The sequence below is a fragment of the Ruegeria sp. AI2 genome (genome assembly GCF_056541275.1).
The window spans coordinates 1,093,287-1,109,505 of sequence record NZ_JBQFYB010000001.1; the positions used below are offsets into that span (position 1 = coordinate 1,093,287).

At 56.3% G+C, this 16,219-nt stretch carries 15 protein-coding genes; 8 read left to right on the top strand and 7 right to left on the bottom strand.

The genetic code is table 11. The features are described 5' to 3' along the window. Window positions 1-103: 103 nt before the first annotated feature. Genes ACR0LL_RS05475 through dusB form a run of 3 tightly spaced genes read right to left on the bottom strand, consistent with a single transcriptional unit; the run spans window position 104 to window position 3,539 of the window. A complete protein-coding gene (locus ACR0LL_RS05475) occupies window positions 104-1,471 on the bottom strand; it encodes a response regulator (protein ID WP_480480683.1) in 1,368 nt (455 codons plus the stop codon). Then, on the bottom strand, window positions 1,471-2,559 hold the full coding sequence (locus tag ACR0LL_RS05480) for a two-component system sensor histidine kinase NtrB (RefSeq protein WP_209503761.1): 1,089 nt from the start codon (window positions 2,557-2,559) through the stop codon (window positions 1,471-1,473). The genes ACR0LL_RS05475 and ACR0LL_RS05480 overlap by 1 nt, the downstream gene beginning before the upstream one ends. Then, complete coding sequence (gene dusB, locus ACR0LL_RS05485; protein WP_480584569.1) at window positions 2,556-3,539, bottom strand: tRNA dihydrouridine synthase DusB; 984 nt, start codon at window positions 3,537-3,539, stop codon at window positions 2,556-2,558. The genes ACR0LL_RS05480 and dusB overlap by 4 nt, the downstream gene beginning before the upstream one ends. Window positions 3,540-3,720: 181 nt before the next feature. Between dusB and ACR0LL_RS05490 the strand changes: the two genes are divergently transcribed. The 4 genes from ACR0LL_RS05490 (at window position 3,721) to ACR0LL_RS05505 (ending at window position 7,200) form a co-directional block, all read left to right on the top strand. Continuing rightward, window positions 3,721-4,851 carry a bifunctional 2-C-methyl-D-erythritol 4-phosphate cytidylyltransferase/2-C-methyl-D-erythritol 2,4-cyclodiphosphate synthase gene (locus ACR0LL_RS05490; RefSeq protein ID WP_480584571.1) on the top strand — a complete coding sequence of 377 codons (1,131 nt, stop codon included), beginning with the start codon at window positions 3,721-3,723 and terminating at the stop codon, window positions 4,849-4,851. Next, window positions 4,848-5,345, top strand: coding sequence for a phosphatidylglycerophosphatase A family protein (locus ACR0LL_RS05495; RefSeq protein WP_480584573.1), 498 nt, complete (start codon window positions 4,848-4,850; stop codon window positions 5,343-5,345). Before ACR0LL_RS05490 ends, ACR0LL_RS05495 begins: the two co-directional genes overlap by 4 nt. Continuing rightward, entirely contained in the window at window positions 5,342-5,809 is a 468-nt protein-coding gene (locus ACR0LL_RS05500) for a CinA family protein (protein WP_480584575.1), read from the top strand. The genes ACR0LL_RS05495 and ACR0LL_RS05500 overlap by 4 nt, the downstream gene beginning before the upstream one ends. Window positions 5,810-6,018: 209 nt before the next feature. Then, window positions 6,019-7,200, top strand: coding sequence for an ammonium transporter (locus tag ACR0LL_RS05505; protein WP_480584577.1), 1,182 nt, complete (start codon window positions 6,019-6,021; stop codon window positions 7,198-7,200). Window positions 7,201-7,325: 125 nt separating this feature from the next. On the opposite strand, the gene ACR0LL_RS05510 is transcribed toward ACR0LL_RS05505, so the two are convergent. From ACR0LL_RS05510 to ACR0LL_RS05520, 3 genes are read right to left on the bottom strand one after another with little or no spacing between them, the layout of a single operon-like run. Continuing rightward, window positions 7,326-8,681, bottom strand: a complete 1,356-nt coding sequence (locus ACR0LL_RS05510; protein WP_480584579.1) for a sensor histidine kinase — start codon at window positions 8,679-8,681, stop codon at window positions 7,326-7,328. Then, complete coding sequence (locus ACR0LL_RS05515; RefSeq protein ID WP_209503754.1) at window positions 8,681-9,340, bottom strand: response regulator transcription factor; 660 nt, start codon at window positions 9,338-9,340, stop codon at window positions 8,681-8,683. Before ACR0LL_RS05515 ends, ACR0LL_RS05510 begins: the two co-directional genes overlap by 1 nt. Before the next feature lie 38 nt (window positions 9,341-9,378). Continuing rightward, the gene (locus tag ACR0LL_RS05520; protein ID WP_480584581.1) at window positions 9,379-9,930 is read right to left on the bottom strand and encodes a PepSY domain-containing protein; all 552 of its coding nucleotides are present in this window, start codon (window positions 9,928-9,930) and stop codon (window positions 9,379-9,381) included. 210 nt (window positions 9,931-10,140) lie between these two features. Between ACR0LL_RS05520 and ACR0LL_RS05525 the strand changes: the two genes are divergently transcribed. Then, window positions 10,141-11,157, top strand: coding sequence for a hypothetical protein (locus tag ACR0LL_RS05525; protein WP_480584583.1), 1,017 nt, complete (start codon window positions 10,141-10,143; stop codon window positions 11,155-11,157). A gap of 892 nt (window positions 11,158-12,049) precedes the next feature. On the opposite strand, the gene ACR0LL_RS05530 is transcribed toward ACR0LL_RS05525, so the two are convergent. Next, window positions 12,050-12,766, bottom strand: a complete 717-nt coding sequence (locus ACR0LL_RS05530) for a helix-turn-helix transcriptional regulator (RefSeq protein ID WP_480584585.1) — start codon at window positions 12,764-12,766, stop codon at window positions 12,050-12,052. Window positions 12,767-13,411: 645 nt separating this feature from the next. Here ACR0LL_RS05530 and ACR0LL_RS05535 point away from each other — a divergent pair. The 3 genes from ACR0LL_RS05535 to ACR0LL_RS05545 all read left to right on the top strand — a co-directional run bounded on the left by ACR0LL_RS05535 (window position 13,412) and on the right by ACR0LL_RS05545 (window position 16,218). Continuing rightward, window positions 13,412-13,576 carry a Flp family type IVb pilin gene (locus ACR0LL_RS05535; RefSeq protein WP_267367933.1) on the top strand — a complete coding sequence of 55 codons (165 nt, stop codon included), beginning with the start codon at window positions 13,412-13,414 and terminating at the stop codon, window positions 13,574-13,576. A 135-nt stretch (window positions 13,577-13,711) separates the two neighbouring features. Beyond that, a complete protein-coding gene (gene cpaB, locus ACR0LL_RS05540) occupies window positions 13,712-14,671 on the top strand; it encodes a Flp pilus assembly protein CpaB (protein ID WP_480584587.1) in 960 nt (319 codons plus the stop codon). An 8-nt stretch (window positions 14,672-14,679) separates the two neighbouring features. Further along, complete coding sequence (locus tag ACR0LL_RS05545) at window positions 14,680-16,218, top strand: pilus assembly protein TadG-related protein (protein WP_480584589.1); 1,539 nt, start codon at window positions 14,680-14,682, stop codon at window positions 16,216-16,218. Window position 16,219 lies beyond the last annotated feature (1 nt).

A 16,219-nucleotide genomic window follows, 5' to 3' on the forward strand; every position in this document is an offset into this window, starting at 1 on the left:
CCACCGTCTGCCCTCATCCTGATGTGCCGCTTGTGCGGCTTACCGCCATATATCGTGATCTTTTCCCGACAGATGCCGGGATGCCACGGTTTGTGTGGCGATATTACATCAGTTTGCGGCGCCGTGTCACCTGAATATCGAGATCTGTAATCTTTTTTCGCAGCGTATTTCGGTTAATCCCCAGTAAATCAGCACATTTTGCCTGGTTCCCACCAGTTGCATCCAGTGCGATTTCGATCAGCGGGGCCTCAACCTCACGCAAAATCCGCTGATAGAGGCCCGGTGGCGGCAATATGTTGCCGTGCAGATCGAAATACCGTCGCAGGTGACGCTCGACCGAGGTTGAAAGCTTCTCGCGTTCGCCGCCGCTCAAAACCGGTGCAGCTTCGGGCTGGCTGCCCAACACCATTTCCACCTCGGCCTTTGAAATCTCATCTGCCCGACTGGTCAGCCCCAAACGGCGAACGGCGTTTTCCAGTTGCCGCACATTCCCCGGCCATGAATAGCGCCGCACCAACTCAACCGCTTCCGGGCTGAGCCACCGCTTGTTGCCATTTTCCTTCTCCTCCCGGGCCAGAAAATGTTCGGCCAGCAGCGGTATATCGTCGACCCTTTCGCGCAATGAGGGCACGTGAATCGTCGCCCCACACAAACGATAATACAGGTCCTGACGGATACGGCCGTTTTCCATCCCATCGGTCAAGTTTGTCTGGCTGGTTGCCATGAAACGCGGAACATGATCACCGGGCGTATCCATCATACGCACCACGCGGGCTTGAATTTCATCGCCGATATCCGCGATTTCATCTATCAGCAGCGTACCGCCACGCACCCGCGCCATCACGCGGGCCGGGCCCTCCAGATCGCTTAGGTCGGCTGCGGTGACTGTGACAAAGGGTAATGTACGCCGATCCGAAAAGTCGTGAATTGCCCGGGCAATCAGCGACTTACCCGTTCCGCTTTCACCCGAGATCATAACCGGCAGGTCGGTATTCATCACGCGTGCGACCAAACGATACAAGGCCTGCATAACTGGCGTGCGGCCGACCAGAGGCAGCTCATCCGGGCGTTCGCCACCTGCCTGTATGGGTTCCGGCTGTGCGCGCTGCTTCTGATCCAGCGCCCGCGCCGTGCGTTTCATCAAATCCGGCAGGTCAAACGGTTTGGGCAGATAGTCATATGCGTCAGCCTCAGCCGCCTGAATTGCGGTCATGATCGTGTTTTGCGCGGAAATCACGATAACCGGCAATCCAGGGCGATCCTTTGCTATCTTCGGCAGCATCTCCAGACCGTTGCCATCGGGCATGACAACGTCCGAGATCACCACGTCGCCTTTGCCTTCGCCGACCCAACGCATCAGGGTGGTCAGCGAAGATGTTGCGTGCACCTTGCATCCGGCCCGCGTCAGCGCCTGCGTCAGAACAGTGCGGATTGTGCGGTCATCATCCGCAACCAGTACGGTGCCATCCATCAGGTGCTCTCCTTCTTGTGTTCGGTTGCATCTCGCGGTGCGCGGCGCAGCGACAGTTTGAATACGGTGCGGCCGGGCACGGAGTCGGCGGAAATCCAGCCGTCATGGTCGGAAACGATCTTGCTGACCAGCGCCAACCCCAGACCGGTGCCGTTTTCCTTGCCCGACACGAACGGGTCAAAGATATCACCCCGGATATCCTCGGGCAGGCCCGGACCGTCATCGATGATCTCGATCTGCAACGGCAGGGAATGACCCGATCCGTCGCTTCGGCGCAGGCGGAAGGAATGTTCGAAATAAGTGCGCAGACGGATCGTACCGCCCTGCGGCCCCGCAGCCTCGGATGCGTTTTTCAGCAGGTTCAGAACCACCTGAAGAAACTGGTCCGGATCGCCATAGGCCAGCGGCAATGAAGGATCGTAATCCTCGATGATTGTCATATCCGCGCCAAATCCCAGCAGCGCGGACCGCCTTGCACGGTCCAGCACATCGTGGATGTTGACCGGCCTGAGGTCCGGTTTCTGCAAGTTGCCGAATTGCTCGACCTGCTCCAGAAGCTTCACGATCCTTCGGCTTTCGGCCACAATAAGGTCTGTAAGTTCAAGATCCTGTGACGAAATGTTCATGCTCAGCAGTTGCGCTGCACCGGTAATCCCTGCCAACGGGTTCTTAATCTCGTGCGCCAGCATCTCGGCCATGCCAATCGCCGACTGCGCCGCCGACTTGACCGTGTTGCCCAAGGTCATCCTGCCCGCCAGTTCACGAGGAGATATGATCATGATCATCGACCCCGGATGCCCGACCAGAGGCGCGATCTGCAACGCACATTGCAACGGCGCACGGTTCCCTGAACCCGCATCCACATCGTTTACGAACAGTGGCGTGCCTTGCGAGCGGGCGCGCAGGAATGCTTCCTCCAGCGGTGCGTCAACGGCGATCTGGTCCCATACCGGATGCCCGATTACCGACCGGCGCGAGGCATTCAAAAACCCCTCGCCCGCCGAATTCACATCTGCAATGCGGTCGTTTTCGTCAATAATGAAGGCCGGAACCGGCAATGAGTTCCAGATGTTGGCGTTGGAATTCATGCCGCCACCTCGCCCGTTTCGGCAAGTGCGTCCCCAAGCAGACGCAGGACTTCATCCGTGCTGCGCGACGTCAGAACCGCCCGCCGCAGCGGCGCAGGGGTTGCGGCCTGATCCATGTACCATCCCAGATGCTTGCGGGCGACACGCAGGCCCAGATCGGCACCGTAAAATCCCAGCATCGCCTGATAATGCGTGCGCACCATGTCGATCAGGTCATTCCCGACCGGAATATCCGGCGCATCCGCCCCGTAAAGGTCGTGACTGATCTGCGCCAGTAGCCAGGGTTTACCCTGTGCGCCACGCCCGACCATGACCCCATCTGCACCAGATTGTTCCAATGCGGTTCGTGCGGCTGCTGTGTCTACAATATCTCCGTTCGCAATAACCGGAATCGACACGGCCTGTTTCACGGCCCGGATTGCGCTCCAGTCAGCGCGCCCCTTGTAGAACTGGCATCGCGTGCGTCCGTGGATCGTAACCATCTGAACGCCTGCCTCTTGTGCACGGCGCGCAACCTCGGGGGCATTCAGCAGGGTGTCATCCCACCCCAGACGGGTTTTCAATGTCACTGGAACGTCGACTGCACTGACAACGGCCTCGATCAGCGTCAGTGCGTGGTCCGGTGTTTTCAGCAGGGCCGAACCGGAATACCCATTTGTTACCTTTTTGGCAGGACACCCCATGTTAATGTCGATCACCCGCGCTCCACGATCAGCAACCTGACGCGCGGCCTCGGCCATCCAATGCGCCTCGCGCCCTGCCAGTTGCACGGCTGTGTTTTCCACATCGGCGGACAGTTCGGCGCGCTCCCGCACTCCGGGTTTGGCCTGCACCATCTCCTGACTGGCGACCATTTCGCTGACGACCATGCCGGCACCAAAGCGCATAACCAGATCCCGAAACGGGCGATCTGTGATTCCGGCCATCGGGGCCAGCAAAACCGGCGATGTTACGAGTTTGTCAGCGAAGCGCAAAGTCAACGTGCTTAATCCTTGGGCAGTTGCAGTTCTGATATCGAATTCCACGCATATGAACAACAAAACGACGCGCAACAAGCCCGCAAAACCATCATCTGCCTATTTTTTAATCACCAGACCATAGGTGATTGCCACTGCAATCACCGCCGCCTAAACAAACGCAACAAAATGGAGGGCGCGCGGCATGACCACAGCTGCCATCATAGTCGCCGCAGGCCGCGGCCTGCGCGCAGGGGGCGACGTCCCAAAACAGTGGCGCGGCCTTGCAGGCCGTCGCGTGGCAGACTGGACAATCGATCGGTTCCGCGGACAGGTCGCCCATATCGTTCTGGTCTTATCCGACGAAGACACTCTGGTCTGGGAGGAGTTTCGTGATACCGATCTGATCCTCGCCTCGGGCGGCACAGATCGCACGGGTTCTGTACGCAACGGTTTGAAGGCCCTGGCGCACCTCGACGTGAAGCGCGTCCTGATTCATGACGTTGCCAGACCCTGCGTTTCGTCACGCACCATTCAGGACGTCTTGAACGCATTGGATGCACATCAGGCCGCCGCCCCCGGACTGGCGGTGACTGACGCCTTGTGGATAGGACAAGACGGGGCCGTGACTGGCACACAAGACCGCAGCAACCTGTTTGCGGCGCAAACACCGCAAGGCTTTCACTATGACACCATCACCGCCGCCCACGCGGCGCATCCGGGCGGTGCTGCTGATGATGTTGAGGTTGCACGCGCTGCGGGGGTAGATGTCTGCATCGTACCGGGCGATGCGGACAACCTGAAGATCACCCGCCCCGAGGATTTTGCCCGGGCGGAACGTATCATGGGAATGGATATGGATGTAAGACTTGGCAACGGCTATGACGTGCACCGATTTGGCGACGGGGATCATGTGGTCCTTTGCGGTGTGAAGGTTCCCCATGATCGCGGGTTGCAGGGGCATTCGGATGCGGATGTCGGGATGCATGCTGTAACCGACGCGATTTATGGCGCATTGGCGCAAGGGGATATCGGACAGCATTTTCCGCCCTCGGATCCGCAATGGAAAGGGGCCGCCAGCGAGATCTTTCTGCGTCACGCGGTGGAACTGGCAGGACAGATGGGGTATCGCATCTCGAACGTGGATTGCACGCTGGTCTGTGAATACCCGAAGATTGGCCCTCACGCCGCTGTCATGCGCGAAGAAATGTCCAAAATCATGGGCTTGCGTGCCGATCAGGTCTCGGTCAAGGCCACCACGTCCGAGCGTCTGGGCTTCACCGGTCGCAGTGAAGGCATCGCATCGCTTGCGACGGCCTGTCTGGTGAAATCATGAACGCGGCGCAGTTGATTGGCACCGTTGGCGGCGTCGGATATATACGCCCTGCCCCCGGCACCTGGGGTTCGCTGGCCGCGCTGCCGATGGCTTGGGTCCTGCACGCGCTGGGCGGATTCCCATTGCTGGCACTCGCAACGCTCGTGGTGTTTGCAGGCGGCCTGTGGGCCACGCGCGTGATGACCGACGGCCAGGACGATCACGACCCGTCGGAAATCGTCATCGATGAGGTCGCGGGCCAGTTCATTGCCCTCTGGGCGATCTCATATCCGTCCTGGGCGCATGGGATCGACATTACCGCCCTCTGGCCCGGCTGGGTTGCCGGGTTCGCCCTGTTCCGCCTGTTCGACATCACCAAACCCGGCCCTGTCGGTTGGGCAGATCGTCGCGGCGATCCTATGGGAGTGATGCTGGACGACGTGATTGCGGGTATTTTCGCAGCCGTTGGCGTGATGGTTCTGGCTGGCATCACGCACGGGGTTCTGGGCCTATGAACGTGCCCGACCTGTTGAACCGCGCCAAAGCGCAGGGCGTTATGATCGCCACAGCGGAAAGCTGCACCGGCGGTATGGTCGCTGCGGCCCTGACGGATATACCCGGCAGCTCGGCCGTCGTGGATCGGGGTTTTGTTACCTATACCAACGGGGCCAAGCAGGACATGCTGGGTGTGCTGGCAGAAACCCTGCAGGTTTTCGGAGCAGTGTCCGAGCAGGTCGCGCGCGAAATGGCCGAAGGCGCATTGCGCAACTCACAAGCGCAGCTTGCCGTCGCGATTACCGGCATTGCCGGGCCGGGCGGGTCTGAATTCAAACCCGAAGGGCGCGTATGTTTCGGACTGGCCAGAGAAGGCCGGGAAACCCGAACAGAAACGATTGAGTTTGGCGCGCAAGGGCGGGATGCGGTGCGCCGCGCCGCGCGGGATCATGCGCTGGCGTTGCTTCTGACCGGGCTTTCATAACGCGCACCTTTTTTAAGCAATATCTGCCCATAGCCGCCAAAACTGTCATCACTTGAACAAAAGGCGACAAAATAGGCGACCAATTCAGGTGTTGCCTCTTTTTTCCTCACCTGCCCTCCGCTTCAAGGCTCTGCACATACACTCACTCGATCCCGGGCGTTGTCAGATGACCTGCCCGGGAAACCATGCAGGGAAAAGGAGAGCGGCCCATGAATGGAGCCGATACAGCCTGGATCATAGTTGCTACTGCACTGGTCCTTTTCATGACATTACCGGGTCTGGCGTTGTTTTACGGCGGGCTTGTACGTGCCCGAAACGTTCTCAGCGTTTTTATGCATTGCTTTGCCATTGCCTGTTTGATGAGCATTCTGTGGCTGGTCGCCGGGTACTCCATCGCCTTTGGACCCGGTGAAAGTGGGCTTTGGGGCGGTTTGGGCAAGGCATTCCTCAACGGTGTTGATGTGAACAGCCTTGCTGGCACTCTACCGGAAATCCTGTTCTTTGCCTTTCAGATGACCTTTGCCATCATCACCCCGGCCCTGATCGTGGGCGCATATGTTGAACGGGTGGGCTTTGGCTTTGTGCTGACCTTCTCGGCGCTGTGGATGCTGCTGTGCTATGCGCCGGTGGTTCACTGGATCTGGGGCGGTGGAATGCTGGCCGATGGAGGTATTTTGGGCGACACTGGCGTGCGTGATTTCGCGGGCGGTATTGTGGTGCACGAAACCGCTGGTCTGGCAGCCCTGATCATCGCCGTCATCCTTGGCCCGCGCCGAAACCGAACGACCCCGCCGCATAATCCCGGCTATGTCATGGTCGGCGCCGCGATGCTGTGGGTCGGCTGGTTCGGCTTCAATGGCGGTTCGCAACTGGCCGCGGACGGTGGCGCTGCGATGGCGATGACCGTTACCCACCTGTCCGCCGCAACTGCGTCACTGACATGGGCGCTTTGGGAACGCATCCGCTTTGGCAAAGCCTCGATGGTGGGTCTTGTTACCGGGACAATTGCAGGTCTGGCCTCTATCACGCCCGCTTCGGGTTTTGTGGGTCCGGTTCAGGCCCTTATCATCGGCGCTGTTGCGGGCGTTCTGTGTCAGGAAGCCGTCAGCCTGGTGCGCAACAAGCTGAATATCGACGATACGCTGGACGTGTTCGCGGTACATGGCGTCGGAGGCATCTTCGGCACCATCATGATCGCCGTGTTTGGCCTTGGCACATGGACCGCACAGTTGGGCGGGCTGGTTATCGTGGGTGTCTTTACGGCAGCTGTCACGATAGTTCTGGTCAAGGCGGTTGCACTGATCACACCACTTCGCGTAAACGCCGAGACCGAGACAAATGGCCTTGACCTCTCGGTACATGGTGAGCGGGCCTATGACATGAGCAGCTAAGCCCACCTTGGCTGCCTATCGCCCGTAAGGGCAAAAGCGGACCTGTCATGGGTCCGCTTTTCTTGTTTTCGCATCTTGTCCACGTACGACACACCCAAAACACCCTGAACCTTAAGGGCAAATGATCAGCCTGACGCAGGATGCGCATTGGTTCCCTTCGGAATTACGATCCGGCATTCCAGACCGCCAAGCGAGCTGGATGCACCCAGATCAAGCCGACTGTCATAGGCCTTTAACAAATCAACCGCGATGGCCAGCCCAAGGCCGCTGCCCGAAACAGAGGTATCCAGCCTCCCCCCCGATCGCAACGCCTCGCGGTGAGCGTCCTGAGAAATTCCCGGGCCATCGTCGTCAATCACAACTTGGATCCCGTTCGAGGTTCTCATAGCCGTCATGCGGACCTTGTGTTTGCACCATTTGACCGCGTTATCCAGCAGGTTACCCAAGACTTCTTCGATATCCTGCGCGTCCATTCGCACCCAAAGACCCGGGTCGCGTTCGATTTCCAATGACTTCCCTTCGCGCTCGGCCATGGTCGTGAACAGACGCGCCAGTCGATCAACCGAATGAGACAGATCAGTACGAGAATGGGTCAAGTCTGCAGTGTTCAGCGCCCGCATTCTGGCCAAAGACCGGCCCAGTTGTGCGTCAATGCGGTCGAGAGCTTCCACAGCGGTTTCCGTAGAACCTCCCGCTTCGGACAACAGCAGCAGTTCATTGCGCATGATTGCAGTAGGTGTTTTCAGGGCATGGGCCAAATCTGCCGCCTGACGACGTGATCCCGATACGATTTCCCGGTTTCGACGCAAGAGCTGGTTCAGATCCTCGACCAGAGGAGACACCTCTTCTGGATAATCGCCTGGCCTAAGGTCTTCGTCCCGATCCCAACGATGCGCCACATCTGACCGAAGCTTTCTGAGTGGCGTCAGGATGATTGACATCAGCAGCAGCGATCCAACGACACCGATCAGACCGACCAGCGCAAAAACCGGAAGCAGGCTTTGTTGTGCAGCGCGGCGTTCCGCGACAAGCTGGGCCTGACTTTCGGCAACGCTGACCCCCCAGACCGTACCATCCTCATAAGTAATTTTCTGAAAGGCTCCTCGTAAAGCTTCGCTTTCCGGACCGGGAGTGTTCCAAAGCGTCGTTACATCAGGGTTCCCCGGCGGTTCGGCAATGACTTCATCAAACAAGGAAGCCGAGGTAAAGATCTCACCTTCGCTGTTGCTGACTTGCCAGTATCTGCCGGAATACGGTGTGCCATAGGCTGGATCGAACATCAGATTCCGCAGCGCATCCGGGTCATGGGTCGTAACGCTCAACCCAACGACCAGTTGCGTGTGACGATCAAGTAGTGCGGTATCAAACCTGTCTGAAACGCGGGCATTGATGAACGAGAACACGGCCAGCGTACCAACACCCACTGAAAGGGCACCCGACGCGATCCCCCCCAGTAGAGCCCGTTGACGCAGGGATAACATCAGGCAGAGTCGATCATGTATCCGCGGCCCCGAATCGTTGTGATCAGATCAGGACCAAGTTTTTTGCGCAGACGGGTTATGAAGACGGCAATGGTGTTCGAGTCCCGGTCTCCATCGTATTCGTAAATATGTTCCGACAACTCGGTCCTTGAGATCATACGCCCAACATTATGGGCCAGATATGTAAGAACAGCCAACTCCTGCGCGGTCAGGTCGATTGGAACGCCATCCGCCGTTACACGCCCGTTGCGGGTATCCAGCACAACATTTCCCATTTCGACGACGGGATTCAACTGACCGCTCTGCCGCCGCAGTATGGCACGGACCCGCGCCGCCAGTTCGGGCATATGGAACGGCTTGGTCATGTAGTCGTCCGCGCCTGCGTCCAATCCGTCGACCCTTTCGCTCCAGCCATCGCGGGCCGTGAGGATCAGCACCGGGGTCTTGATGCCCGCGCTGCGCCATTCCCGCAGAACTGAAATGCCATCTCGTTCTGGCAATCCAATATCGAGGATGATCATGTCATAGGGTTCTGTTGCACCCAGATGCAAAGCTTCCAGGCCGCTGTTCACAATGTCCACGACCCGACCTTCAGCGTTCAACAGTTTCTTAATCTGCTCGCAAAGGTGCGGTTCGTCTTCTGCCAGTAAGACTCTCATACTTGGGAATTATAGGCGTGCGAATGGCAGTTTAACCATTACTTTTTACCACCCCCGTTGCCACCGCCGTTTCCGCCACCGTTACCACCGGAGTTGCCACCACCGTTACCACCGGAGTTGCCGCCACCGTTACCTCCGGAATTGCCGCCACCATTGCCGCGACCGCCACCGCTGTTCCCACGGTTGCCGCTTTGACCACCATTTGCGTTGGCAGAAGACTTGCCTTGAGATTTCGCATTGGCCGAGTTTCCGGGCGCAGATTTGGCCGCTTCTGAGATTTGTTTGCCGATCTTGGACCCGTTGGAAACGACAACGCCGGTTTTTGCGTTAACAATAACACTGACAATCTTCCCGTTCGGTTTTTTGACCAGCACGCGGTAGTAAACTTTGTCGGCCTGAAAAGCTCGCGCATCAATGGGCGTACCGCCAAAGACCTGTTCGACCCCTTTGATGACTTTCTGCAACCGGATTGCGTTGCCCGAGGTTGTTGCTTTGCGCAGTTCTGTCTGCTTCAGCTCACGAACGGCTGCATTGCCTTCTCCGGGCTGGAGAACGGCAACAAGAAACAAGATGGTTAAGAGCTTTCTCATCTTCAGCACTCTTTACTGCGCAACCACCTTAACAATCTACCGATTTCAACATGAACTGGCGATGAACGAGCAGTTCGGCGTGGGTTCAATGATGATGGGTTTAGATGGCACCTGTCAGATATTGATTCCGGCAAGCGTTTTCTGTGTGTGCAAAGCGCGAAACACACTGCCGGCCCAAATGAAACCCGCGTTTGACCTACGAGGACCGCTATGAAAACCAACTTGACCGGCGTGCTGAAGGCCTCCGCTCTCGCAATCGCAATGTTGGGCTCCACCGCAATTGTGGCGGCAGTTGCCCTTCCTGATGTGGCCTATGCCAAAGATGGTAATGGCAACGGTGGGGGCAATGGTGGCGGTAAAGGAAACGGCGGCGGTAAAGGAAACAGCGACGGCGCCGGAAATGGCAAAGGCGGCGGTAATGGGGCGGCTAAAAGTGGTGGTTCAAAATCCGCCGGTAAGTCGGGGCGCACTACCTCTGGCGCAAAGGGTTCGAAGTCAAAATCTTCGAAGGGAAAATCGTTCTCTTTGAAAGAATTGTTTACCGGTAAGAAGTCCAAGAAAACTCAGACCAAGACCGCACCGGCAGCGCACGCGACAAAATCCAAGGTTCAAGTCGAGGAAACGGACCTGACCGATTCCCATAAGAAGGGGAATAAACTGGCTGCCGCGCTGGGCGTCCACCCTTCGGAACTGGGCGCACTGAACGCAGCCAACGCAAGTGAGAAAGCCCTTCAGAACGCTGCCCCGAATTCGCGCGTCGGTCGCATTGCAACCTATCGCGACACGGTTTTGGCTGGCGACAGCATCCGAGCGGAGCTTGCCGAAAAACAAGACCTTCTGGATGATATGACCCCGCCGGAGCGCTCCAGCGCTGAAATCAATGACGACCTTGAGGATGCGCTGGCCGATGTTCAGGAAAAGCAGGACATCGTCGATGATCTCGAACAGCAACTGGCAGATGCGGGAGGCACCAATCCTGATATCGAGGACGCACTTCAGGACGCAAACGATGATCTGCAAGCTTCCAAAGATGCCGCCGACAGCCTGAATGCCGAAAAACAGGCAGCCTTGGAGTACGAGGAAGCCGTGCAAAACGTCGAAGACCTGGCAGACGCCGTTGAGCAGCAGTCACTCGATGAGCGCGCGGCATTGGAAGACGCTGCGAACAAACCCGTCACCGACGAGGTCGAGGCTGCTGTAAAGGCAATGCTCGGACTGGATAGCTAATAGCTTTTGCCTACATTCTTATGAAGTGGGCAGAAGACCGGGCCAGCTAAGTGATTACCAGCCGTTTGGCTGGCCCGACTTTCTCATTAAGATCCTGACCGCTAGGTTGTATTGCGCGTATGCCCGACGCAAGTTGGCAAAGGTTACTGAGAAAAAATTTAGCCCGCTCCAATTCGGAGCGGGCTTTATCTTTCCCTGATCAAGTTGATCCGGAAATCCATCGGACGTCTGATTTTCAGAAGTCCCGGTTCGCCTCTTCTAGTCGCTTGTTATTTACGATTTCTGTCAGTGCATTTTCGATAGGAGGGAAGCGACTGCTGCTCGAATTTGTATTACTTGAAACTTCGCCGTTCATGACGGGATTATGGGGTTGCATTGTCGCACATGCATACGGCGCAACCTCAATAGCAGTCTTAATCATGCTGTTCCCCTTCCATTCAACCGGACGTGGTTTGCCCGGCCTGTGCGATCAGTATGCCCCGAGCCAGTTGAACACTCAGAGAATACATTGTTCACATTATGTTAATGTTGTCGCGAAATCATGAACAACGACTAAGTGGCTAACAAAACAGGATATTTTTTCGTCATCAGATACAATCAGACTGGAAGGGCATAAAAATCTGACGCGCTCTCCCCGCTCCGTAGGGTTGTTTCCTCCCCACGAAAGCGGCAGTTGGTCATGGCGAACGAGTCAGATTCCCTACATTGCTATAGAGAGCAAAATTGCGGCCGAAATTTAGAAACTTACAAGACAGCCGACGAAATTGCGACTAAGTTCAGCAGTTGTTCGACCGTCATGGAACAACAATGGGTAGGACCATGACGACAGATGGATCCTTAAAAGATCAAGAAAAGGTCTTCAGACCGTCCTGATAGCAATCCATTCGGTTCGCTAACCCGCGATCTGAGCAAAACCCCTGTCAGCATCAACGCTTCGGTTCAATAGATGCAAAAGCTCGACCTGGCTCGTCGCCCCTGTTTTGGAAAAAATGGAACTTAGGTGCGAACGAACCGTTGTCGGGCCAATGGACAGAGTCTCCGAAATCGTCTTCACTGTCATTCCCTCTTTCATCATCGCACATACCCGAAACTCGCATCTGCTGAGGTCGGCCGGATTATGTGGATCAAGGATCGGAACAAAGCGATTGTTGCTGTTGAACTTGGACCGGTGACTCCGAAGAACCTCGGAATTGGCAGCAACTGTTCCGGGCAAGCGTTTTCTCCAGCCAGACGATAATGTTGGAGCCAGCGCACTTATCAGATCAAGTTCGAAGGTCTGCGGGTGAATACTGTAGTGAAGCTCGATGTAATCAACCTGCGCTCCGGTTACGTCCAGCGGAATCAGGATAACCTCCACCAGCCCCTCAGGCCTTTGGGGCCGACAATGGGACAATGGTGATGCGTCGGATAACACCAAGTCTGATAGTTTCCAGACTGAACCCGGCCTTGCAGTTGATATACATTCTCCAATAACCAACTCTGCCTGCGTTTGCGGCTGTGAAGGCCAGATTTTCCCCTGCTGGACACAACAGCGCGCAATATTCTTTGCCTTCCAATCCTTTTTCTGCATTCTGACAATTAGAACCGCATCAGCATTTGCCAGGCGCATTAAACAATTTACGGATCGAGACACGGAGCCATTACCGCATAGGGCCTGAGTCCACTCCACTACAAAGTCCAGACTCTCCCTCGCCTGAGCGCTCTTTAAAAAACTCACACTCATAACAATTAACCATTCAACCAAACAGACCGACCAAACAAACAGGTTCGGGTTACTACAACGAATTTGTGTCCCTTTCGAAGTCACAGCAACCGGAATTATCGGCTTGTCTGCACGAGAAGTTTTCAAACAAAGCCTTTTAAGAAACTTTATATATCTGTTTTTAATATGCTTTTCTGAGTCTTGTCATCACTGAACCGCACGATGCCAATCCGCAAACACCAGACCGGTCAGTAAAAATCAACCACCATCCCGCTCACAATCGCGACCCAGCTCAATTCATTGTTTCCGAAAAAGGCGATTCGCCATACGTTAATACGTTGTTAATGCAGGGTTAAAAGTATTCTCCCAAAAGGGTTATTTGCTATAATTATTTCAATCATTGGTTGTATTTCATTTACCTTTGAAGGAAGGCACGCACTTCCCCCGATCCTATTCTGATTTCCGAGCTAATGCATTTTCGCCTGGCTTGCGCTCAAGAATACGGAGTGCTGAAAACGTCTAACCTATTTGGGGGAAATAATGACTAAATTCATGAAGAAGTTTGTTAAAAACGAAAGCGGCGCAGCAATCGTCGAGTATGGCCTGGCTCTTTTGGTCGTGGCGTCGATTGCAGTTGGCGCATTCTCGTATCTGGGCACTACCACCAACACAAACGTGACTGGTGCATGCGCTGCTCTGGGTAGCGCGACCTGCTGACCCAAACACACTTACCAAAATACTGAGTTCTGCGCCGCCGCGCCACTGTTGCGGCGCAGAGTTCACCGCCAGGAATTTCGCGAAAGCAAGACGACCGAAGTTCCATATTTCAGAACGTAATTGTTGGAGAGAGTGATGCGTATCAGGCCAATCATTTCTACACTGTTTGGAATTGCGATAGCGTCCGGTTCCGTTTACCTGGCGAAAGATCACATTCAGTTTAAGACAAGCACTGCCGATGTCTCGCCAGATGCCGATCTGGTTGAGATTTACGTGGCCCGATCAGAAATTGCTTTTGGTCAAACGATCGAAGCGCACGACGTCACAATTCACCCCTGGCCGCGCGAGGCGCTCCCGGCCGGAGTTTTCACGGACATTGATGTACTTGTTCCAAACAATCGCCGTCAGCTGCGGCGCGCCAAGGGCCGGTTCTATCCCGGCGAAGTAATGCTTCTTTCCAAGGTTTCGAACTTTGGAGAAAAAGTCACCCTTGTTCAGAAGTTGGGTGAAAACACACGCGCCATGGCGATCGAGGTCGATGCTGTAACAGCCGTGGGCGGTTTTGTTACCCCGGGCGATCACGTTGATATCGTCTTGACCCAAGGTGCCAAGCAGGACCTGCGCGCGGTCACCATCTTGCAGAATATTCGCGTCATTGGTGTGGACCAGCAGTCGGAGGAATTAAGCGATCAGCCGGAGGTCGCCCGCACGATTACGGTGGAAGTGACCCCGCAACAAGGTCAACGTCTGGCCCTGGCTCAAAAGGCCGGAACCCTGAGCCTGACACTGCGTACCCTGGACAGCGTCGAGGATGAACCCATGGAGATGGTTCGCCTGCGCGATCTGTTGCAGGAGGAAGGACCGGTAGAAAAGGTTGATATTCAACCCACTGTAAAGCTGCGCCGGGGAACCGAGACTGAGGTTGTGACCATCCAGCGGCAACAGGAAGAAGCGGAACAGTCGACAGAAACTGCGCCCGCCGCCGAATTGCAACCTGATACCCAAAAAGATGCGCAGCTTGCGCCGGCGTCCGCGACGCCGCGCGTCAAACCCCGCATTCGCCCAATCAAAGTCAGTCAGACACCCGGTCAATAAGTTCAGCCATGCCAACTCGCGCTATCATATCCGCATTCGCCAAAGAGGAGAACGGCACCGTTGCGATCCTGTGGGGCACTGCTTTGGTCGCATTCCTTGGGTTCTTTGCAATCACACTGGACGTCGGCCGGTTGAATTCGACACATGCAGAGCTTCAGTCATTCGCCGACAACGTAGCTTTGGCCGCAGCGGGAGAGTTGGACGGCCAACCGGACGCGATTACGCGCGCCACAAATGCAGCAGCAAATCTTGTCAGCGACAGCCAGACATTCGCCAACGGGGCGACCACGCTTTCAGGATCGTCGGATTATACCCTCCTGTTTCACTCGGCGCTTCCGGCATCGGATCTGACCCCGCTTGGCGCAGATCTTACAACCGATCCACGAAAGGCCAGGTTCGCGCAGATCGTGTTGACACCCAAGTCCCTGACGATGAGCCTGGCTTCGGCGCTGGACAAGATGCTTGGTGGGGCTGGGTTTTCTGCTGCCAGCGTTTCAGCCGAGGCAGTGGCCGGATACTCGAAAGCGGCGTGCGATATCTCACCCCTGATGTTCTGCCTGCCCCCGAATTGGGAATCCACTTTGACTGTGGGCGACCAGATTCTGTTGCGCAGCGGCGGCAACGGAACGGCTTGGGGTCCGGGTAATTTCGGCTTTATTGATCTGGCGAATTTCCAAGACAGCTCGGGTGTATGTGCCGACGAAGGGGGCAATAAGCTGGCCTGTCTGATCGCGGCGCAAAGCCAGATCACCCAATGTGTTCTGACCAATGGTCTGAACACCGAACCCGGCCAGAAAAACGGCATTACCAACGCTGCATTCAACGTCCGCTTTGACATCTACCGCTCGGTTCTCAACGGTGAGAAGAACAATATCGATTTCGCGCCCGCACCAAATGTGATCAAGGGGATTGAAAGCAACGGTGGCGGCGCTTGCATTCAGGGTAATGAACAGACGACCCCTGATACAACAGGTTTGGGGCGCGACCTGTGCATGACGGCGGGCACCTGCGGTGGAAACAACCGTTTCGGTGACGGCAACTGGGATCGAACCGGGTACCTTAATCGAAACCACGATCTGGCAGATGGGATTGCCGACGGCATCGGCAGCGACGCGCATCTGCCTTCACTGTCCGGATCGGATACCGTTTTCGCAGGAACGCGGTACGGAATGTATCTGAGAGAAATAGCCTACGGAAATACAAACCCTTACGCGGCACCGAATGCAAACTCCATTCTGGACCCTTCGCTTGCCGAAACCGGTCGTCCAATGTGTTCCAGCCAGATGTCCGAGGACCCAGCGCGACGCGTTGTTACGGCTGCTGGTGTTGATTGCGCGCAAAACCCGGTGTCCGGTTCGACTACCGGAGTTCCAGTCACAAAATTCGTAGCCGTGTTCCTGACTGAACCGGTGGGTGATGACGGTGGCTCACCCCCCAGTTTCGACATCCACGGAGAGGTCGTCGGTTTCCCCGATGTGACCGGAGTTGGCAGCGGCGGCAACGGGTTTGGCGGCATCTTTCGCGACGTCGTACAGTTGTATCGATAGG